The organism is Flexivirga sp., assembly GCF_035551235.1.
Classification (GTDB): domain Bacteria; phylum Actinomycetota; class Actinomycetes; order Actinomycetales; family Dermatophilaceae; genus Flexivirga.
The window spans coordinates 352891-370917 of sequence record NZ_DASZNO010000019.1 but is presented as its reverse complement, the minus strand read 5'-3'; the positions used below and the strand labels follow the sequence as shown (position 1 = coordinate 370917).

At 67.0% G+C, this 18027-nt stretch carries 22 protein-coding genes; 16 read left to right on the top strand and 6 right to left on the bottom strand.

Going from position 1 to position 18027, the window contains the following annotated elements; genetic code table 11:
• Position 1: 1 nt before the first annotated feature.
• Positions 2 to 1393 (top strand): MFS transporter, encoded by a 1392-nt coding sequence (locus VG502_RS04915; protein ID WP_325548903.1) that lies wholly within the window; start codon positions 2 to 4, stop codon positions 1391 to 1393.
• An 82-nt stretch (positions 1394 to 1475) separates the two neighbouring features.
• Here VG502_RS04915 and VG502_RS04910 read toward each other — a convergent pair whose 3' ends face one another.
• Positions 1476 to 1892, bottom strand: coding sequence for a hypothetical protein (locus tag VG502_RS04910; RefSeq protein ID WP_325548902.1), 417 nt, complete (start codon positions 1890 to 1892; stop codon positions 1476 to 1478).
• Positions 1893 to 2085: 193 nt separating this feature from the next.
• On the opposite strand from VG502_RS04910, the gene VG502_RS04905 reads away from it, so the two are divergent.
• The 3 genes from VG502_RS04905 to VG502_RS04895 are packed head-to-tail and all read left to right on the top strand — an operon-like array spanning position 2086 to position 4941.
• Positions 2086 to 2763: a FadR/GntR family transcriptional regulator gene (locus VG502_RS04905; RefSeq protein ID WP_325548901.1), complete on the top strand. Its 678-nt coding sequence runs from the start codon at positions 2086 to 2088 to the stop codon at positions 2761 to 2763.
• Positions 2760 to 3977: a CynX/NimT family MFS transporter gene (locus VG502_RS04900; protein ID WP_325548900.1), complete on the top strand. Its 1218-nt coding sequence runs from the start codon at positions 2760 to 2762 to the stop codon at positions 3975 to 3977. The genes VG502_RS04905 and VG502_RS04900 overlap by 4 nt, the downstream gene beginning before the upstream one ends.
• 55 nt (positions 3978 to 4032) lie before the next feature.
• Positions 4033 to 4941, top strand: coding sequence for a helix-turn-helix transcriptional regulator (locus tag VG502_RS04895; protein ID WP_325548899.1), 909 nt, complete (start codon positions 4033 to 4035; stop codon positions 4939 to 4941).
• A gap of 119 nt (positions 4942 to 5060) precedes the next feature.
• Here the strand turns inward: VG502_RS04895 and VG502_RS04890 are convergent, their stop codons facing one another.
• The 5 genes from VG502_RS04890 to VG502_RS04870 form a co-directional block, all read right to left on the bottom strand.
• Positions 5061 to 6185, bottom strand: coding sequence for a right-handed parallel beta-helix repeat-containing protein (locus VG502_RS04890; protein ID WP_325548898.1), 1125 nt, complete (start codon positions 6183 to 6185; stop codon positions 5061 to 5063).
• 136 nt (positions 6186 to 6321) lie between these two features.
• Positions 6322 to 7044, bottom strand: a complete 723-nt coding sequence (locus VG502_RS04885; RefSeq protein WP_325548897.1) for an ABC transporter permease — start codon at positions 7042 to 7044, stop codon at positions 6322 to 6324.
• Positions 7041 to 7955 carry an ABC transporter ATP-binding protein gene (locus VG502_RS04880; RefSeq protein WP_325548896.1) on the bottom strand — a complete coding sequence of 305 codons (915 nt, stop codon included), beginning with the start codon at positions 7953 to 7955 and terminating at the stop codon, positions 7041 to 7043. The genes VG502_RS04885 and VG502_RS04880 overlap by 4 nt, the downstream gene beginning before the upstream one ends.
• Complete coding sequence (locus VG502_RS04875; protein ID WP_325548895.1) at positions 7952 to 8878, bottom strand: ABC transporter permease; 927 nt, start codon at positions 8876 to 8878, stop codon at positions 7952 to 7954. Before VG502_RS04875 ends, VG502_RS04880 begins: the two co-directional genes overlap by 4 nt.
• Positions 8875 to 9792 (bottom strand): ABC transporter ATP-binding protein, encoded by a 918-nt coding sequence (locus VG502_RS04870; protein ID WP_325548894.1) that lies wholly within the window; start codon positions 9790 to 9792, stop codon positions 8875 to 8877. The genes VG502_RS04875 and VG502_RS04870 overlap by 4 nt, the downstream gene beginning before the upstream one ends.
• Before the next feature lie 133 nt (positions 9793 to 9925).
• On the opposite strand from VG502_RS04870, the gene VG502_RS04865 reads away from it, so the two are divergent.
• From VG502_RS04865 to rpsQ, 12 genes are all read left to right on the top strand, one after another.
• On the top strand, positions 9926 to 11959 hold the full coding sequence (locus tag VG502_RS04865; protein WP_325548926.1) for a TerD family protein: 2034 nt from the start codon (positions 9926 to 9928) through the stop codon (positions 11957 to 11959).
• A 391-nt stretch (positions 11960 to 12350) separates the two neighbouring features.
• Positions 12351 to 12659 carry a 30S ribosomal protein S10 gene (gene rpsJ / locus VG502_RS04860; protein ID WP_114930053.1) on the top strand — a complete coding sequence of 103 codons (309 nt, stop codon included), beginning with the start codon at positions 12351 to 12353 and terminating at the stop codon, positions 12657 to 12659.
• A 20-nt stretch (positions 12660 to 12679) separates the two neighbouring features.
• Entirely contained in the window at positions 12680 to 13345 is a 666-nt protein-coding gene (gene rplC / locus VG502_RS04855) for a 50S ribosomal protein L3 (protein ID WP_325548893.1), read from the top strand.
• On the top strand, positions 13342 to 14277 hold the full coding sequence (gene rplD, locus VG502_RS04850; protein ID WP_414655700.1) for a 50S ribosomal protein L4, sunset domain variant: 936 nt from the start codon (positions 13342 to 13344) through the stop codon (positions 14275 to 14277). The genes rplC and rplD overlap by 4 nt, the downstream gene beginning before the upstream one ends.
• An 8-nt stretch (positions 14278 to 14285) precedes the next feature.
• Positions 14286 to 14585, top strand: coding sequence for a 50S ribosomal protein L23 (gene rplW, locus VG502_RS04845; protein ID WP_325548891.1), 300 nt, complete (start codon positions 14286 to 14288; stop codon positions 14583 to 14585).
• Between the two features lie 37 nt (positions 14586 to 14622).
• A complete protein-coding gene (gene rplB, locus VG502_RS04840; protein WP_325548890.1) occupies positions 14623 to 15459 on the top strand; it encodes a 50S ribosomal protein L2 in 837 nt (278 codons plus the stop codon).
• Between the two features lie 3 nt (positions 15460 to 15462).
• Complete coding sequence (gene rpsS, locus VG502_RS04835; protein ID WP_188839014.1) at positions 15463 to 15744, top strand: 30S ribosomal protein S19; 282 nt, start codon at positions 15463 to 15465, stop codon at positions 15742 to 15744.
• 1 nt (position 15745) lies between these two features.
• Complete coding sequence (gene rplV / locus VG502_RS04830) at positions 15746 to 16144, top strand: 50S ribosomal protein L22 (protein ID WP_325548889.1); 399 nt, start codon at positions 15746 to 15748, stop codon at positions 16142 to 16144.
• Positions 16144 to 16986 (top strand): 30S ribosomal protein S3, encoded by an 843-nt coding sequence (gene rpsC / locus VG502_RS04825; protein ID WP_325548888.1) that lies wholly within the window; start codon positions 16144 to 16146, stop codon positions 16984 to 16986. Before rplV ends, rpsC begins: the two co-directional genes overlap by 1 nt.
• Complete coding sequence (rplP, locus tag VG502_RS04820; RefSeq protein WP_325548887.1) at positions 16986 to 17405, top strand: 50S ribosomal protein L16; 420 nt, start codon at positions 16986 to 16988, stop codon at positions 17403 to 17405. The genes rpsC and rplP overlap by 1 nt, the downstream gene beginning before the upstream one ends.
• The gene (gene rpmC / locus VG502_RS04815) at positions 17405 to 17662 is read left to right on the top strand and encodes a 50S ribosomal protein L29 (RefSeq protein ID WP_325548886.1); all 258 of its coding nucleotides are present in this window, start codon (positions 17405 to 17407) and stop codon (positions 17660 to 17662) included. The genes rplP and rpmC overlap by 1 nt, the downstream gene beginning before the upstream one ends.
• Complete coding sequence (gene rpsQ, locus VG502_RS04810; protein ID WP_325548885.1) at positions 17659 to 17970, top strand: 30S ribosomal protein S17; 312 nt, start codon at positions 17659 to 17661, stop codon at positions 17968 to 17970. Before rpmC ends, rpsQ begins: the two co-directional genes overlap by 4 nt.
• The last annotated feature ends 57 nt before the right edge of the window (positions 17971 to 18027 follow it).

Sequence of the window (18027 nt, the reverse complement as noted above, 5' to 3'; positions counted from 1 at the left end):
CATGCTTGACACGATCCTGGCTGAACGACTGGACCGCCTGCCGATCGGGCGTTTCCATCGACGGGTGCTGCTGGCGCTGGCGGTGGCCTTCCTCTTCGAGTTCGGCGACCTCAACACGTTCGCGTACGTCGCGCCCGCGCTCAAGGACAACCTGGGTCTCAGCGTCCACGCGATCGCAGTCGTGACCTCGGCATCCTTCGTGGGCATGTTCATCGGGGCGACCTTCGGTGGGCGTTTTGCGGATGCTGTCGGACGCCGGCGCGCACTGCTCGGTTCAGTGACGTTCTTCTCCACGAGCTCGCTGTTGAACGCCTTCATGTCCAGCACCGTCAGTCTCGGTATCGCGCGGGTCCTCACCGGTGCCGGGCTGTCGGCGATGACTGTCGCGGGCACGACCTACGTGTGCGAGATCATGCCTGCGGCCAACCGGGGACGCATGCAGTCCGGGGTGATGGCCATCGGCCTCGTCGGCATACCCGCCATGTCGTTCGCGGCACGCGCGATCATCCCGCTGGGCCACGACAGCTGGCGCTTCGTCTTCGTCTTCGGAGCGCTCGGCGCGCTGGCGCTGCCGCTCATTGCGAGGCTGCCGGAGAGTCCGCGCTGGCTGCTGCAGCACGGGATGAGCGACCGCGCCCATGAGGTCGTCGCGGCGATCGAGAGCGAGACCGGTCGACCCTCGTCGGAGTCGGAGCCCATCGTCGTGTGGTCGGAGCAGCAGCCCGAGCGTGGGACCTACGTGATGCTCTTCCGGGGCGCAGTCGGCCGGCGCACCCTGATGCTCTCCGTCGTGTGGATCTTCCAGACCCTCGGCTTCTACGGCTTCGTCGCCTGGGTGCCGACGCTGTTGCAGGCCCACGGCTTCGACCTGGTGCACAGCCTGACGTTCTCGGCACTCACCACGCTGGGTGCGGTTCCCGGAGCGTTGCTTGCCTGGCCGCTGTCGGACCGGTTCGGGCGCAAGGTGCCGATCGCCATCGTCGCCGCTTCCATCGCGGCGTGCGGCCTGGCGTACGGGCTCACCTTCAACCCGATCGCGATCGTGGTCTTCGGGTTCTGCGTCAACGCCCTGATCCAGACCTTCGCAGCGTTGCTCTATGCCTACACCCCGGAGCTGTTCCCGACGGCCTACCGCAACTCCGGCAATGGATTCGTCTATGGCGTGGGTCGACTCGCAAACATCATGGGTCCGCTGCTGGTGGCCTCGATCTTCGGCAGTTACGGCTACAGCCCGGTGTTCGTCTACATCGCTGCGTGTTGGGTCATCGTGGCAGTGACGATCGCAGTCTTCGGCCCCCGCACCGGCAAGGAGCATCTGGAGAACCTGCAGGAGCCGGAGTCCGGATCGAGGCGGGTCGGGAGGGTTGCGGTCACACTGCCCCGGTCCGTCTGACCGCACCCGATTCATCGCAGGCGCCCTTCCCGGCATACGGGAAGGGCGCCTGTGTCGTATGGCGCGTGGTGGTCCGGCAATCTCACCCCGCGGCGGGCTTGGTCACTCCGTCGATCACGAGCCCGAGTCCGATGCCGAACATCCAGATGTCCTTGGAGATCGCGGTCCCCTGCGGTGTCGGCCACGGGCTGCCGGGCTCGTGCATGCCCTCGGTTCGCAGGTACATCGTCACGAGCGCGCCCGAGAACCCGGTGAGGGCGGCACCTGCGATCGCCGGCGGCACGACCGGCGTGAGGAGCGCCGTACCGAGTGCCATCTCGCCGACCGAGAGCATCTTGAGGAAGTGCGGTGCCTTCATCGACCTGAAGACGGGGAACGCACCCGACGCCATTGCGTGTATGCCGGTTGCCTGCTCCTCGTTGCCGTGCCACTTCGCCCAGCCGGAGTGAAGGATGTAGGCACCGGTGGCCAGACGGGTGGGCAGGTTGTGCAGTCTCATGGTGACTCCTGTGTCCGAGGCTCGTTGTCCGTTCAACGATACGCGCGCGGCGGGAAAAACGGACCGTAGTCCGCTCCCCATTTCGGTGAGGTCTGCGCGTCGTGGGCGGCTCGCTCCCAGCGGCCGCGCGATGCCGGTCTCGGCATACGAATGCCGGGTCGGGCACGAAACATCCCACGTTAGGCTGTTTCGAGTGTCGGACCTCATCGCATCACCGAAACGCACCAGCGAGCTCGTCGTCGAGCGCATGGAGCAGTTGATCCGCAGTGGAGCGTGGCCGGTCGGGGAGCGCATCCCCGCTGAGCCGGAGCTGGTGCGCAGCTTCGGTGTCGGCCGGAACACGATCCGGGAGGCGGTCCGCGCGCTGGAGCACGCCGGACTGCTGGCGCCGCGCCGTGGTGACGGCACCTACGTGAAGAGCGACAATCCGTTCGCCGCGGTGCTGGGCCGCACCGAGCACCGTGAACTGTTCGACCTGCTCCAGGTGCGGCGAGCCCTCGAATCGGAGGCGGCGGCGTCCGCCGCGCGCTCGGCGACAGTCGACGCCACAAAGCAGATGAGACGTCTCCTCGAAGCAGCCGAAAAGGCCTTTGCCACAGGCGAACTCGAAGCCTACGACCGGGCGGACATCGCCTTCCACGCCGGCGTCGTCAACGGCTGCGGCAACGCACTGCTCGTCCAGATCTACGCCGGCGTGGTGGAAGCGATGCACAAGTCGCATGCGGAGGTCACCCGAGCACTGCACTCGACACAGGTCCACCCGCCCGGCCACCGCGCTCTCGTCGAGGCGATCGAGCACCGTGACCCCGACGCGGCCCGCGCCGCCGTCGACGCCTACCTCACCGACGCCGAGGAGGGTGCCCGCCGATGAGCTGCGCCGAGATGGACACCCAAGAGACCCACGACGGCTCGTCGCTCAGTGGGCGTGCCGCGATCGCGGCGGCAGTCGGCATCATGCTGGTCGCGGCGAACCTGCGCCCCGCGGTCGTCTCGGTGTCGCCACTGCTCGACACGATCTCCGACTCCTTCGGGTTCAGCAGTTCGACCGCCGGTCTGCTGACCGCGCTGCCGGTGCTCTTCTTCGGGCTCAGCGCGCCGGTCGCGCCGCGGATGGCGCATCGCTATGGCATCGAGCAGACCATCTTCGGTGCGCTCGCCGTGCTGGTGGCTGGCATCGCCCTGCGACTGATCGCTTCTCCCGCAGCGCTTTTCGGCGGATCCGTGCTCATCGGGATCGGGATCGGCGTGTGCAATGTCGTCCTGCCCGCACTGATCAAGCGCGACTTCGCACACCGGTCGGGCCTGATGACCGGTCTCTATTCCATGACGCTGTCCGGCGGTGCCGCCGTCGCCGCGGGGCTGACCGTGCCGATCGACGATGCGGTCGGCGGCAGGTGGCGGCTGACCCTGGCGGCATGGGGCCTGCTCGTCGTCATCGCGATGGTGCAGTGGCTGCCGCAGTTGCGGCGCCGGCACGTCGCGTCGGCGACGCGCCCGTCCAGCAATCTCTGGCGCGACCGCACCGCGTGGGCGATCACGGTCTACATGGGCGCGCAGTCGCTGATCTTCTACACGTTCGGAGCCTGGCTGCCGACGTTCCTCATGGACGAAGCGGGTATGTCGAGCGGCGCCGCCGGTGGGGTGCTCGCACTCGGCCAGACAGTGGGCCTCACCTGCTCGCTGCTGGCGCCGATCATCGCCGGCCGCTTCGCCGACCAGCGAGCAATCACGTTGGCAGCATTGGGAATCTGCGTCCTGGGCTTCGTCGGCCTGCTGACCGTCCACGGCTGGTGGGTGCTGTGGGCCGGCATGATCATGGTCGGCCCCGGCTGCGGCATCGGCCTCGCGCTGCTCTTCATGGTGTTGCGCAGCAACTCCACCGCACAGGCCGGACAGGTCTCGGGTATGGCGCAGGCCGTCGGCTACGGGCTGGCCGCGATCGGGCCGATCCTGATCGGTGCCGTCCATGACACCAGCGGGTCCTGGACGCTCGCGATGGCCGTGCTCGCGTGTGGCGCCATACCGCAGGGGATCGCGGCGCTGCGCGCGGCGCGGGCCGGCAAGATGACTCCCGACAGGGGCTGAGCGACCGGGCAACGACGATCAAGCCGGACCGAGCGACGTGCGCCATGCTGCAGACATGAGCAGCAACGCCGACACCTTCGGCCGGTATGTCGGGATCCTCGCCGAGACCCTCGACGATCACTCGACGTCCCCGACCCGGTTGGCGGCGCGGCTCTACACGTCACGGTTTCACCTGGACCGCATCGTGTCGTCGGTCGGCGGTGAACCGCCCGCGACGCTCCGCAGGAGGCTTCTGCTGGAGCGCGCGGCATACCGGCTCATCACCAGTGAGCGCCGGATCCTCGACGTGGGGGTCGAAGCCGGCTACGCCTCACACGAGGCCTTCACGCGTGCCTTCGCCCGCCTCTTCGGTATGGCGCCACGCGATTTCCGTTGTCACCCGGGCGACTTCAAGATCCCGTCGAACAACGGCGTCCACTTTCAACCACCGGGAGGGCTACGGCTGCCCGGCCGAGGAGGCTTCACCGCCATGGATCTACTGACCCGAATGATCGATCATCACATCTGGCTGACCGGCGAATTCATCGACCGGGCAACGCGATTGACCGATGAGCAACTGGACGAACCCATCGAGTACGGCCTCGACGACGACCCGGACGTGATGACGTTGCGCCGGTTGCTGTCCCGCCTGGTCGGCCAGATGGGGATGTGGAACGCCGTGCTGGCGAACCGCGAATACGACTGGAGCGTCGAGGAACACGAGTCGGTGCTCTCGCTGCGATCCCGGCTGACGGTCGACGGACCACGCTTCGCCGAGAACGTCCGCGCCGCCATCCAGCACGGCGAGCTCGACGACACGTTCGTCGACGCGTGCGGCGAGCGGGCCGAGGTCTTCACCTACGGCGGCATGATCGCGCACGTGCTGACCTTCGCCGCGCACCGTCGGACCCTGGTGGCGTTGTCGCTGGACAAGCACGGTGTGACGGACCTCGGGTGGGGTGACCCGATGAGGTGGGTCGGTTGAGCGCCGACCGACGTGAGGATCGCAGCGAGGCACGAGCGAGGACCGGAGCCGAGGAAGAGGCGCGACACCCAGGTGGCGAACCAGCCTGAGTGTCAACGCCTTTCGCCATACACCCTGAGTCAGCCGTGGAAGATCGGAGTGCCTCCAGGGGTGACCGAGATCGTGTTGCCCGCAGTCTTGGGCGCGAAGTCACCGAGGGACCAGATCCCGTAGAACTGCGCGCCGAGGGTGTTACCGGTCACGGTGGTGGCGACGTTACGCGGCGCGGTGGTGCCCGGTGGGATGGGCGCCGGGTTGGCGTAGACGAGGACGCCGGCCATCTGCGGTGCTTCCAGGTGGCCCCAGTTGTTCGCGGTGACCGTGTTGGCCGACACCGTGACGCGGTTGGTGGAGGAGTTGAAGGCCTCGGCGTTGACGATGATGCCGCCCTCGAATGACTGCGACACCGAATTGCCCATCACATTGACGTTGTCGACGCGCGACTCGGGCGGGTCCGCGGCGACGACGATGCCACCGATGTCCGGGCCGTTCGCCGTGAATTGGCCGATGGTCCCGGTGATGGTGTTGTTCATGATCTGCAGATTGCTCAGTCGGCCGCCGAAGTTCTGCGTCGCTGTCACGATCCCGCAGCCGCTGTAGTTGGACCACGTGTGGTTGCCGGCGATCACGTCATACGTCGACGGGACCAGCGGTGCGTCGGGGTTCTGCTTCTGCATCAGCCAGCCGGGATCGTTGGCACCGTTGTCCATCACGCCGATACCGCCACGGCCGTTGTCGTGGACCGAGTTCCCGACGACTGCCGAGTGGGAGACGCCGAAGAGACTGATCGCGAATGCCTGGCCGACATACGACTTGACGCCGCTGCCCTCGAGCGGGGGAGCGGACGGGTCGGTGGTGTGGAAACCGTTGCCGGTGAGCGTGGACCCGGCGACCCGCAGATGCGAGGTCCGCTCGGCGAAGATGCCTTGGAAGTTCGCGTTCTCGACGGTGACACCGGAGATCGTCACATGCGTGGCGCCCGGACCGACATAGATTCCGATGTCGCATCCGGTGGCATCGATCGTCCGATCGGCGATCGTCCGGTGTGGCTGCGCGACCACAGCCGCGCTGAGCCCTGAGCCGCCCGCGTCGGGTGTGCAGGAGACACCGTCGGCATGTGCCGGTGGCGCGTAGGTGAGGCCCAGGAGGGCGGTGGACACAGCGGCCACACCGACGACGGCTGGCCTCCACTGGTGCATGGACATGGATCGAGTCCTTTCGAGGTGGGAGCAGGCCGTCGCCCCCCGCAAGCTCCGCGGCCCGCATCCCACGTTGTCCCTGCCGCTGCGCACCGGCAATAGACCTGGGTCCCGTCTTCCGCTGCCCTCACCGGCCGGCCGGCTACTCCTCGGAGATCGTCATCGACGCGAGACGTTGCCCGGCGAGCGCGATGCCGGCGGCGAGGGCGACGAACGCGGCGATCACGGCATACGCGAGTGGCACGCCTGGCTTGCCGTCGTCGGGCGCGCTCGCGATGTGCTGGATCACGGCGTTGCCCCAGGCGCGGGCGGACAGCCACTTGACCGGTGCGAAGAGCGAGGAGATCGTCGACTCCCAGATCAGCCAGAAGAGCAGGCAGCCGACCACGCTGCGCTTCATCGTCGTGGCCAGGGCGGTGAAGATCCCGACATACGCGATGGTCGACACGGCGCCGCCGGCCAGCGCCGCGATCGCGACCCGGTCACTGCCACCGACCATCAGCAGGCCGGCGACGAACATCATCAACGCCCCGAAGATCACGCCGGCACCGAGCACGATGACCGCCTTGCTGGCGATGATCGCCACTCGGGAGATCGGCTTGGTCAGCAGATAGATGATCGAGCCGTCGTCGAACTCGGAGTTGATCAGCGTCGTGGTGGCGATCAGGGCGACGACGGGCACGACGATGCCGACGCCGAAGACGCGCAGGAAGTTCTCCGCCGCGTAGGTGTCGTCGCCGCCGTTCGAGGCGGCGCGGATGACGACCGCGAGGATCACCAGGATCACCGGCATCGCGATCATCAGCCAGACGCGGGCACGACCGAAGAGGGAGCGCAATCCGAGGCGCAGGATGGTGCTATTCATGAGTTCACCAAATAGGAGAAGACGCTCTCGAGCGACTCGTCGGTCGGGTTGAGCTCGAAGATCCGAATCCCGTTGTCCCGCGCCAGTTTCGGGACGATCTGCGCGAAGCCGCCGAAGTCATCGGCCTCCACCTCCAAGGCGTTCGCCCCGCGGAGCCGGGCGCCGCGCACCGATGGCTCGGCGAGCAGCAGGGAAGCCAGCTTCCGGTCGTCGGAGCTGCGGACGATGTACTGGTTCGGGCGGTCGGTCATCAAGCGGCGGATGGCCGCGAAGTCACCACTGGCAGCGTGTCGGCCGGCCACGACGACCTCGACGTGGCGGGCGATCTGCTCGACCTCCTCCAGAATGTGCGAGCTGAAGACGATCGTGCGGCCCTGCTCGGCGAACTGCGTCAGCAGCCCCATCATGTGCCGGCGCTGGATCGGGTCCATGCCGTTGAACGGCTCGTCCAGCAGGAGCACCGCCGGGTCGTGCACCAGCGCCGACGCGACCTTGATGCGCTGCTTCATGCCCTTGCTGTATGTCGAGATCCTGCGGTCGGCCGCCTCGGTCATGTCCAGCAGTCCGATGGCGTGCTTCGCCGCGAGCTCGGGTTGTGGGATCTTCTGCAGCTCGGCGTTGAGCCGGACGAACTGCTCGCCGGTGAGGAAGTCGTAGAGCGACTCCTGCACCGGCACGAGTCCGATCCGCCGGTACATCTGGACGTGCCCGCGGGTGGGTTGCCCGTCCAGGGTCACGGTGCCGGCCGACGGCGGCAACAGGCCGGCCATCATCGACAGCAGCGTCGACTTGCCGGCTCCGTTCGGGCCGAGGAGGCCCGTGATGCCGGGGCCGATGTGCATGTTGACGTCGTTGACCGCGACCACGTTGCCGTACCAGCGGGAGACCTCGGTCAGCTGGAGCTCGCTCATAGGGATGCTGCCTTCCGAGTGCGGTGCAGCAGGACCGCGGCGGCGCCGAGTGTCCAGCAGATGGCGGCGACTACGAAGCCGATCGTCCAGCCCGCGCCGGGGTGGAGGACTGTGCTGTCCGGCGTCGGCTGGTCGAACAGCCCGCTGATCAACTCCGCCACCACCGTGAACGGATTGAAGAGCGACCCGACGAAGCTCATCGTCCGGTGGTCGCCGGCGTATGCCGCGGACTGCACCGCCTTCACGACGCCGGAGCTGAGCATCAGCCCGACGATCACCGCGGTCACCGCCAGGCCCGACCGGGTCGTGACCGCCGAGACCATCGCGGAGAAGGTCGCCAGCAGCAACGCCAGGATCGCGACTCCGAGGACCGCGGCGAGGTAGTTCCGGGTGTGCTCGCCGCGGTCGACATCGGCGCTGAGCGCTGCGCCATACCAAATGGTCAGCGGTATGACGACAACCGCGAACAGCGCTGTCGTCAGCGCCGCGAGTCGCATCAGGATGTAGAGGCTGCGCGACAACGGGCGGGCGAAATAGAGCACGATCGTGCGGTAGCGCAGGTCGCGTGCGAAGAGGACCGGCGCCTGCGCGGCGGCGAAGATAGTGATGAGCAGCTGGGTCCAGTAGGGGAAGCCGAAGTAGTTGGCCAGCGGCGCGAACAGGTTCGCCTGACTGGACAGCGACATCTTGTTCAGCTGCAGGAGCAGTCCGGCCAGGACCAACGCGGGGATGAGCAGCAGGAACGCCATCAACCAGGGCATGACCTTCGACCTGCCGGACCGGCCGAGCCCGAAGCAGTGTCGCAACGACGTGAGGTAGAGGGAGCAGGCCACGGCACCGGTGCTCTGGCGCCGGCCGGTGAAGGGTCGATAACCGATGTCGTGGATGACCCCGCGCCGGGCGGGCGTGTGTTGTTCGCTCATACGGAACCCCCTTGCTGCGCGAAGACCTCTTCCAGGCTGTGGTGGACCTCCTGCAGCCGCACCAGTCCGAGTCCCGCGTCGGCGACCACGTCACGGATCAGGTCGAGGGTCTCGGGTCGCTCGACCCGGACCTCGATGCGGTCACCGACCGGCCAGGCCTGCACGCCGCGGTCGAGCAGTGCCTGTCCGACCTGCCGATCGCTGCCGGGCGGACCGAGCACCTCGACCATGACGCTCCCGGTGGTGTGGGTCAGGTCCTGGGTTCGCTCCGCGCGCAGCAGCCGCCCGCCGTCGATCACGAGCACGTAGTCGACGGTCCGCTCGAGTTCTCCGAGCAGGTGGCTGGTGACCATCACCGAGATCCCGAAGTCGTGGCCGATGCGCCCGATCAGCTCGAGCATGTCGTCGCGGGCACGCGGGTCCAGGCCGTTGGTGGGCTCGTCGAGGAGCACGAGCTGGGGACTGTGCACGATCGCCTGGGCGAGCTTGGCGCGTTGCTTCATGCCGGTGGAGTAGCCGCCCATCGCGCGGTGTCGCTCCTCGGCCAGCCCGACGTGGCGCAGCACGTCCGAGGTGCGCTCGCGGGCGGCGTTGCGCGGCAGGCCGGACATCATCGCCATGTGCATGACGAATTCGGCGGCGGACACGTCGCCGGGCAATACATCGTGCTCGGGCATGTAGCCGACGAGGGCGCGGACACTCGACCCCTGCACCGTCGGATCCATCCCGAGCACACGAACCCTGCCGCCGGTCGGTTGCAACAGGCCGAGCATGATCTTGATCAGCGTCGATTTGCCGGCGCCGTTGACGCCCACGACGCCGGTGATGCCTTCCGGGACCGTGAGCGTCAGGTTGTCGAGGGCGCGCACCCGCGGGTACTGCATCGTCAGGCCCTCAGCTGCGGCGACTGCCATGCACGCGAGCCTAACCGGCGGTCGGTGTATGGCGCCCCACGCCGACCAGTGCGCCGGAGAGGGACTGGCGGTTGAGGGTGCCGATTCGGCCGATTCGGTTGCGCGCGCGGGGGAACTCTGGCATTCCTTGGTGATGGGGAGTATCGCGTCGCAGGAATGCCGCCGGCTGGCGAAGGGCGCAAACGTCAAGTTGCGAGATCTGGACGCCGAACTCGGCGTCGTCACGGTCGTACTCGAGACGGGCGACACCGTGACTGCCGAAGCCATCGATGCCGACGTCAGCGTGTTCCTGCTGGGCCACGACCGACGCGTTCGTTCCAACGACGACTTCGTCTTCTACAACCAGCCCATCTCTCCGGACGGCGCGGTTCACCTGCGCGACAAGATCCGCCGAGAGGCCACTTCCGCGGCGGTGGTGACCCTCAATCTGGATGCGGTTCCTGACGACGTCGAGCGGGTTCTGCTGGTCGCGAGCCTCGACGCGACGATCGGCCCGGGGTTCGCCGATGCCACGGCCCTCCGCCTGACCGTCCAACGGTCCGATGACGGCTCTGCCCTCGTGACGTTCGACATCGTGGATGCGACCACCGAGCGGGCGTTGCTGTTCGGCGAGTTCTATCGGCGTGAGGGCATGTGGCGATTCCGCGCAATCGGCCAGGGGTATGCCGGCGGCCTGGACGTTGCCGCTGCCGAATACGGGATCGAAGTTGCCGACGAAGCGGCGGATGCCGAGCAGGGCGAGGCTGTTCGTGGCACTTCCGACGCCGCCCCGGAAGTGGACCGGATCGTCGCGTCCGACAACGAGGACCGGGTTTCCGTCCGACGGCGAGTCCGCCCGCCGCGAATGCCTGACGACTGGAACCGGACGCTGCCGTCGTCCAAGGGCGGCGACCTGATCCCGGCCAGGTTGTTCCCCATCGCCGGGATCGGGGGAGGAGATGAGCAGGAGGGACGTGCCACCTCAGCCCTGCTCGCGGTGATGGCACTGGTACGCCCGTTCGGTCGGGCACTGCTGACGCCGCTCGGGGCTCCGGCCGGCAATCTGGAGGCGTTCACGGAGGTGCCGTTCGCGCTGGACGAGAAGCCATATCGTCCGGACGGATACCTCAGAGTCACTCGCGGGCAGCGAACCTGGACCTGCCTGGTCGAGGTGAAGACCGCCGGTAATCCATTGGATGCGCAGCAGATTCAGACGTATGTCGAGATCGCTCGCCGCAAGGGGATCGATGCGGTCCTGACGATCACCAATCAAGTGTGTGGGATCGACGGGCGCCACCCTGTCGACATCGATGGTCGAAAGCTGCGGAAGGTCGCACTGCACCACCTCTCCTGGGACGAGATCAGCACGGCAGCCGTCCTACTCGCCGATCACCGTCCCATTCCGGATGCGACACAGGCGACGGTGTTGGAGGAGTTCCTCCGGTACATGCGCAGTTCGCGGTCCGGTCTGCACGGCTTCACGGACATGGGCCCCGCGTGGACGCAAGTCAGGGACGGTGCGCGTCGACAAACCCTCAATCCGAGTGATCGCGAGGTGGCCGACGTCTGTGCGCAGTTCGAACAGTTGATGCGCCACATCGCCCTGCGACTGACAGGTCTGCTCGGGGTGGAGGTCAAGTCCGCCATACCGGCTGAGGCGCCGGATCACCTCAGCCAGGTGGAGCAATTGGCGAGTGCAGGGGTGCTCTTCGGGTGTGTGAAGGTGCCCGGAACCGTCGGCCCGCTGATCGTCCGCGTGGATCTGCGGGCCGAACGGGTGACCGTCTCGATACGGCTGCCCGCACCACGGGAGGGTCGGCCGGCAACTCGGGTCAAGTGGTTGGTGCGCCAATTGGGTGATGCGCGACCGGACACCCGGATCGATGCGTACACCGCGACCTCGCGAACAGCCACCTCGCGCGTCCTGAGTGTCGTGCGTGAGGACCCGAACTCACTGATCGACGATCCCACTCGTGAGCTCCGCAGCTTCCAGGTCTCCTTCGATCTCCCGACGGGCAGCAAGAGGGGTGCCGGCCGAGGCAGCCTGATCGACTCGGTACAGAGCGCGGTCGACGACTTCTACGTCATGGTCGTCCAGAACCTACGGGCGTGGGTCGGCAAGCCACCGAAGATGGAAAGCCCGGGTGGGCGACTCGCCGCAATCGAGGCGGCAGAGTTGACCGGCTGAGGTCGGCGAACCGCCGCCGGGCCGTGGTGGACCTCACGCGGCTCGATTTGGACTGCGTGGAGGTCTCTGGCAGACTGTTCAAGTTGCTTGACGTGCAGTGATCACGTGCGTCGCCGAGCGATCCGGAGTAATCCGGATTTGGCGAGACACGTTGCTGCCGCCCCGAAAGTGCCCAGTCCACCAGCAGGCGGACCATGCGGGTGAGGTCGGGAAGCGCAAGCCACAGGCGCGAAATCGTTGGGTTTCGCCGGCCTGCCACGCCAGAGTTGTCTGCGCCGTGCTGCGAAGCACACGCGACACACCCGAGCGCGGGGGTCGGATGGAAACCTTCGTGTCGCACCGAACAGACCTAGTAAGTAATTGAAGTACGGCGAGAGAGAGACACGGGCGAATGGCGGGACAAAAGATCCGCATCCGACTGAAGTCGTATGACCACGAAGTCATCGACAGCTCGGCGCGCAAGATTGTCGACACGGTGACTCGTGCCGGTGCAACGGTGGTCGGCCCTGTGCCGCTCCCGACGGAGAAGAACGTTTACTGCGTCATCCGTTCACCGCACAAGTACAAGGACAGCCGCGAGCACTTCGAGATGCGTACCCACAAGCGATTGATCGACATCGTTGACCCGACTCCGAAGGCCGTCGACTCGCTCATGCGTCTCGACCTGCCGGCGGACGTCAACATCGAGATCAAGCTCTGACCTGGGAGGAATGACTCGATATGACACACACCACTGAGCGTTCCGTGAAGGGCGTCCTGGGCGAGAAGCTCGGGATGACCCAGGTCTGGGACGAGAACGGCCGGCTCATCCCGGTCACCGTCGTGCAGGCCGGCCCCTGCGTCGTCACCGCTGTTCGCGGTGAGAGCGAGGGCTACCACGCGGTCCAGATCGGCTTCGGCGCGATCGACCCGCGCAAGGTCAACAAGCCGCTGACCGGCCACTTCGAGAAGGCCGGCGTCACGCCGCGTCGTCACCTCGCAGAGATCCGCACCGCTGACGCTGCCGAGTACCAGCTCGGCCAGGAAGTCACCGTGGAGACCTTCGAGACCGGCCAGGTCATCGACGCAGTCGGCACCACCAAGGGCAAGGGCTTCGCCGGCGTCATGAAGCGTCACGGCTTCCACGGCGTCAGCTCCTCGCACGGTGCACACAAGAACCACCGCAAGCCGGGTTCGATCGGTGGCTGCGCCACCCCGGGCCGCGTCTTCAAGGGCATGCGTATGGCGGGCCGCATGGGCGGCGAGCGCCAGACCACCCAGAACCTCACGATTCACGCGATCGACGCCGACAAGGGTCTGTTGCTGATCAAGGGTGCCGTTCCCGGCCCCCGCGGCGGCATCGTCCTGGTGAAGACCGCGGCGAAGTCGTCCGTCAAGGAGGCCTGAGCCAGATGACGACCGTTGACATCAAGAGCGCCACTGGCGCCAAGGCGGGCACCATCGAGCTGCCGGCCGAGATCTTCGACGTGCAGACCAACGTCCCGCTGATCCACCAGGTCGTGGTGGCGCAGCTGGCGGCGGCACGTCAGGGCACGCACTCCACCAAGACCCGCGGCGAGGTCCGCGGTGGTGGTCGCAAGCCCTACCGCCAGAAGGGCACCGGCCGCGCCCGTCAGGGTTCGACCCGCGCCCCGCAGTTCGCCGGTGGTGGCACCGTGCACGGCCCGAAGCCGCGTGATTACGCGCAGCGGACCCCCAAGAAGATGAAGGCCGCCGCGCTGCGTGGCGCCCTCTCCGACCGGGCTCGTCACGACCGCATTCACGTGCTGACCTCCCTGGTCGAGGGCAACACGCCCTCCACCAAGACGGCTGCCGCGGTGCTGGGTGAGCTCACCGAGCGCAAGAACCTCCTCGTGGTGCTGAGCCGCGACGAGCAGGCGGCGCTGCTGTCGGTGCGCAACCTCGCCGACGTGCACATCCTGTTCGCCGACCAGCTCAACACCTACGACGTGTTGTGCGCGGACGACGTGGTCTTCTCCCAGGCCGCGCTGGAGCGCTTCCTGGCCGGCCCGGCCGCCGCGGTCAAGGCAGCGGCGGTCACGGAATCGGCCGCTCCGGTCGAGACCGCCACGTCCGAGGTCGCCGACGGTGGCTTCGGTGCCGACTCGGCAGCCCCGCTCGCCGACGGCGCGTCGCCCGACCCCCAGACCTTCACGGTCAAGGGCAACAAGGACTCGATGAAGTACCACGTCGCCGGTTCCCGTTGGTATGACGCCACGGTCGCCGAGGTGTGGTTCAAGACTGCCGATGCCGCGGCCGCCGCTGGGTTCGCCCCGGCCGGTGGTGCTGCCGCGCAGCAGACCGATAAGGACAAGTGATTCTCGCCATGACGCAACTGGGTAAGAACCCGCGCGACATCTTGATCGCGCCGGTCGTCTCGGAGAAGTCCTACGCGCTGCTCGACGAGGGCAAGTACACCTTCATCGTCGACCCGCGCGCGAACAAGACCGAGATCAAGATCGCCGTCGAAGAGATCTTCGACGTCAAGGTCGACTCGGTCCACACGTTGAATCGTCAGGGCAAGACGCGCCGGACCCGCTTCGGCACCGGCAAGCGCAAGGACACCAAGCGCGCCATCGTCTCGCTCAAGGAAGGCGCGATCGACATCTTCGGCTCGCAGGCCTAAGACGATCGCCCCAAGACAAGACTCCTAAGGACAGACAATGGCTATCCGCAAGTACAAGCCGACGACGCCGGGGCGTCGTGGCTCGAGCGTGGCCGACTTCGCTGAGGTCACCCGCTCGACGCCCGAGAAGTCGCTGGTGCGTCCGCTGCCCAAGACGGGCGGCCGCAACGCGTCCGGTCGCATCACGACTCGTCACATCGGTGGCGGTCACAAGCGTGCCTACCGCGTCATCGACTTCCGTCGCCTCGACAAGGACGGCATCCCGGCGAAGGTCGCTCACATCGAGTACGACCCCAACCGCACGGCCCGCATCGCACTGCTGCACTACGCCGACGGGGAGAAGCGCTACATCATCGCGCCGAACCGCCTCCGTCAGGGTGACGCGATCGAGAACGGCCCGGGCGCTGACATCAAGCCCGGCAACAACCTGCCGCTGCGCAACATCCCGACCGGTACGGTCATCCACTGCATCGAGCTGCGGCCCGGTGGCGGTGCGAAGATCGCCCGTTCGGCCGGCGCGCGCGTTCAGCTCGTCGCCAAGGACGGCCCCTACGCCCAGCTGCGTATGCCGTCCGGCGAGATCCGCAACGTCGACGTGCGCTGCCGCGCAACGGTCGGCGAGGTGGGCAACTCCGAGCAGAGCAACATCAACTGGGGTAAGGCCGGCCGCATGCGCTGGAAGGGCAAGCGCCCGACCGTGCGTGGTGTCGCGATGAACCCGGTGGACCACCCGCACGGTGGTGGTGAGGGCAAGACCTCCGGTGGTCGCCACCCGGTCAGCCCGTGGGGTCAGGCCGAGGGCCGCACCCGTCGCCCGAAGAAGGAGAGCGACAAGCTCATCGTGCGTCGCCGTCGTACTGGAAAGAAGCGGTAAGAAATGCCCCGTTCATTGAAGAAGGGCCCCTTCGTCGACGACCACCTCCAGAAGAAGGTGGATGCACAGAACGAAGCCGGCACCAAGAACGTCATCAAGACCTGGTCCCGCCGGTCGATGATCACTCCCGACATGCTCGGCCACACGCTGGCCGTGCACGACGGTCGCAAGCACGTCCCGGTCTTCGTGACCGAGGCGATGGTCGGCCACAAGCTCGGCGAGTTCGCACCGACCCGGACCTTCAAGGGTCACGAGAAGGACGACCGGAAGGGACGGCGTCGCTGATATGTCCACGACTGAGAACACCACCCCGACCGTGGGAGCCAAGGCGCAGGCGCGGTTCGTCCGCATCACGCCGATGAAGGCCCGTCGCGTCGTCGACATGGTCCGTGGCAAGAACGTCCAAGAGGCGATCCACATCCTCACCTTCGCGCCGCAGGGTGCGAGCGAGCAGGTCCTCAAGACCCTCAACAGCGCAGTCGCCAACGCCCGCCAGAAGGCGGACCAGGCGTCGGTCGCGTTCGACGAGCGTCTGCTGGTCGTCACCGAGGCGTATGTCGATGAGGGCCCGACCATGAAGCGATTCCGTCCTCGTGCGCAGGGTCGCGCGAGCCGGATCCTGAAGCGGTCCAGCCACATCACGTTGCACGTTGCACAGCCCGAGCGAAAGGACGGTGGCCGGTAATGGGTCAGAAGGTCAACCCGAACGGTTTCCGTCTCGGCATCACGACGGACCACAAGAGCCGTTGGTTCGCCGACTCGGCCAAGCCGGGTCAGCGTTACCGCGACTACGTCAAGGAAGACGTCGCGATCCGTGGTCTGATGTCGACCGGCATGGAGCGCGCCGGCATCAGCAAGGTCGAGATCGAGCGCACCCGTGACCGCGTGCGGGTGGACATCCACACCGCTCGCCCGGGCATCGTCATCGGTCGCCGCGGCGCCGAGGCCGACCGCCTGCGCGGTGCGCTGGAGAAGCTCACCGGCAAGCAGGTTCAGCTGAACATCCTCGAGGTCAAGAACCCCGAGGTCGACGCCCAGCTCGTCGCGCAGGGCATTGCCGAGCAGCTGTCTGCTCGCGTGAACTTCCGTCGCGCGATGCGCAAGGGCATGCAGACGGCCGAGCGCGCGGGTGCCAAGGGCATCCGAGTGATGGTCTCCGGCCGCCTGAACGGCGCTGAGATGAGTCGCACCGAGTTCTACCGCGAGGGTCGTGTGCCGCTGCACACGCTGCGCGCGAACATCGACTACGGCTTCTACGAGGCCCGCACCACCTTCGGCCGCATCGGCGTGAAGGTCTGGATCTACAAGGGTGACCTGACCGCCAAGGAGTTGGCGCGTGAGCAGGCTGCCGCACCGAGCCGCCCGGCACGTGGTCGTCGTGACGACCGTCGTGGTGGTGGCCCGCGTGGTGGCCGTCGCGATGCGGCTCCTCGCTCCACCGACGCTCCGGTGGAGGCACCGGTCGCCCAGGACGCCGTCGCTGCCGCCCCCGCGGGTGAAGCGACCAACCAGGGAGAGCAAGCCTGATGTTGATTCCCCGTCGTGTGAAGCACCGCAAGCAGCACCACCCCAAGCGCGGTGGAGCCGCCAAGGGTGGCACCGCTGTGTCGTTCGGTGACTACGGCATCCAGGCGCTGGAGCCGGCATACGTCACCAACCGGCAGATCGAGTCCGCTCGTATTGCCATGACTCGCTACATGAAGCGTGGCGGAAAGGTCTGGATCAACATCTATCCGGACCGTCCGCTGACCAAGAAGCCGGCCGAGACCCGCATGGGTTCCGGTAAGGGCTCGCCCGAGTGGTGGGTCGCCAACGTCAAGCCGGGTCGGATCATGTTCGAACTGTCCGGTGTGTCCGAGGAAGTTGCTCGCGAGGCGTTGCGCCTGGCGATGCACAAGCTGCCGATGAAGTGCCGCTTCGTCGCGCGTGAAGGTGGTGACCTCTGATGGCAGTGGGTTCGAAGGACCTGACCGCAGCCAAGCTGCGCGAGATGGACGACCAGGCGCTCGCCGACGAGCTCGGCAAGAGCAAGCAGGAGCTGTTCAACCTGCGCTTCCAGTCGGCCACCGGCCAGCTGGAGAACAACTCGCGGTTGCGCGCCGTCCGCAAGGACATCGCTCGCATCTACACCGAGTTGCGTGAGCGTGAGCTCGGCATCGGTCGTGCCGCGCAGGAGTCCGACGACGAGAAGGTCGGGTCATGAGCGAAGAGATCAAGGAAGCAACCGTGACGCAGGAGCAGGCCGGCAAGGCCCCGGGCGAGCGCAACGACCGCAAGACCCGCCAGGGTTACGTGGTGAGCGACAAGATGACCAAGACCGTGGTCGTCGAGGTCGAGGACCGCGTCAAGCACGCGCTCTACGGCAAGGTCCAGCGCAAGACCGCTCGCGTCAAGGCGCACGACGAGCAGGAGACCTGCGGCGTCGGCGACCGTGTCCTGATCATGGAGACCCGTCCGCTGTCGGCGCAGAAGCGCTGGCGCGTCGTCGAGATCCTCGAGAAGGCCAAGTAATCGTTCGCGGGGCTCGGGCGACTTTCGTCCGGGCGCTGCGCACCACCGTGGTGACAC

What these genes read in the sequence shown, in the direction of transcription:
- rplP (WP_325548887.1), top strand. Translation starts at nt 16,986, where the DNA reads ATGTTGATTCCCCGTCGTGTGAAGCACCGCAAGCAGCACCACCCCAAG.
- VG502_RS04890 (WP_325548898.1), bottom strand. Translation starts at nt 6,185, where the DNA reads ATGTCCATGCACCAGTGGAGGCCAGCCGTCGTCGGTGTGGCCGCTGTG.
- VG502_RS04865 (WP_325548926.1), top strand. Translation starts at nt 9,926, where the DNA reads ATGGGGAGTATCGCGTCGCAGGAATGCCGCCGGCTGGCGAAGGGCGCA.
- VG502_RS04910 (WP_325548902.1), bottom strand. Translation starts at nt 1,892, where the DNA reads ATGAGACTGCACAACCTGCCCACCCGTCTGGCCACCGGTGCCTACATC.
- VG502_RS04885 (WP_325548897.1), bottom strand. Translation starts at nt 7,044, where the DNA reads ATGAATAGCACCATCCTGCGCCTCGGATTGCGCTCCCTCTTCGGTCGT.
- VG502_RS04880 (WP_325548896.1), bottom strand. Translation starts at nt 7,955, where the DNA reads ATGAGCGAGCTCCAGCTGACCGAGGTCTCCCGCTGGTACGGCAACGTG.
- rpsC (WP_325548888.1), top strand. Translation starts at nt 16,144, where the DNA reads ATGGGTCAGAAGGTCAACCCGAACGGTTTCCGTCTCGGCATCACGACG.
- rpsS (WP_188839014.1), top strand. Translation starts at nt 15,463, where the DNA reads ATGCCCCGTTCATTGAAGAAGGGCCCCTTCGTCGACGACCACCTCCAG.
- VG502_RS04900 (WP_325548900.1), top strand. Translation starts at nt 2,760, where the DNA reads ATGAGCTGCGCCGAGATGGACACCCAAGAGACCCACGACGGCTCGTCG.
- rpmC (WP_325548886.1), top strand. Translation starts at nt 17,405, where the DNA reads ATGGCAGTGGGTTCGAAGGACCTGACCGCAGCCAAGCTGCGCGAGATG.
- rplW (WP_325548891.1), top strand. Translation starts at nt 14,286, where the DNA reads ATGACGCAACTGGGTAAGAACCCGCGCGACATCTTGATCGCGCCGGTC.
- VG502_RS04915 (WP_325548903.1), top strand. Translation starts at nt 2, where the DNA reads ATGCTTGACACGATCCTGGCTGAACGACTGGACCGCCTGCCGATCGGG.
- VG502_RS04870 (WP_325548894.1), bottom strand. Translation starts at nt 9,792, where the DNA reads ATGGCAGTCGCCGCAGCTGAGGGCCTGACGATGCAGTACCCGCGGGTG.
- VG502_RS04875 (WP_325548895.1), bottom strand. Translation starts at nt 8,878, where the DNA reads ATGAGCGAACAACACACGCCCGCCCGGCGCGGGGTCATCCACGACATC.
- VG502_RS04895 (WP_325548899.1), top strand. Translation starts at nt 4,033, where the DNA reads ATGAGCAGCAACGCCGACACCTTCGGCCGGTATGTCGGGATCCTCGCC.
- rpsQ (WP_325548885.1), top strand. Translation starts at nt 17,659, where the DNA reads ATGAGCGAAGAGATCAAGGAAGCAACCGTGACGCAGGAGCAGGCCGGC.
- rplV (WP_325548889.1), top strand. Translation starts at nt 15,746, where the DNA reads ATGTCCACGACTGAGAACACCACCCCGACCGTGGGAGCCAAGGCGCAG.
- rplC (WP_325548893.1), top strand. Translation starts at nt 12,680, where the DNA reads ATGACACACACCACTGAGCGTTCCGTGAAGGGCGTCCTGGGCGAGAAG.
- rpsJ (WP_114930053.1), top strand. Translation starts at nt 12,351, where the DNA reads ATGGCGGGACAAAAGATCCGCATCCGACTGAAGTCGTATGACCACGAA.
- rplB (WP_325548890.1), top strand. Translation starts at nt 14,623, where the DNA reads ATGGCTATCCGCAAGTACAAGCCGACGACGCCGGGGCGTCGTGGCTCG.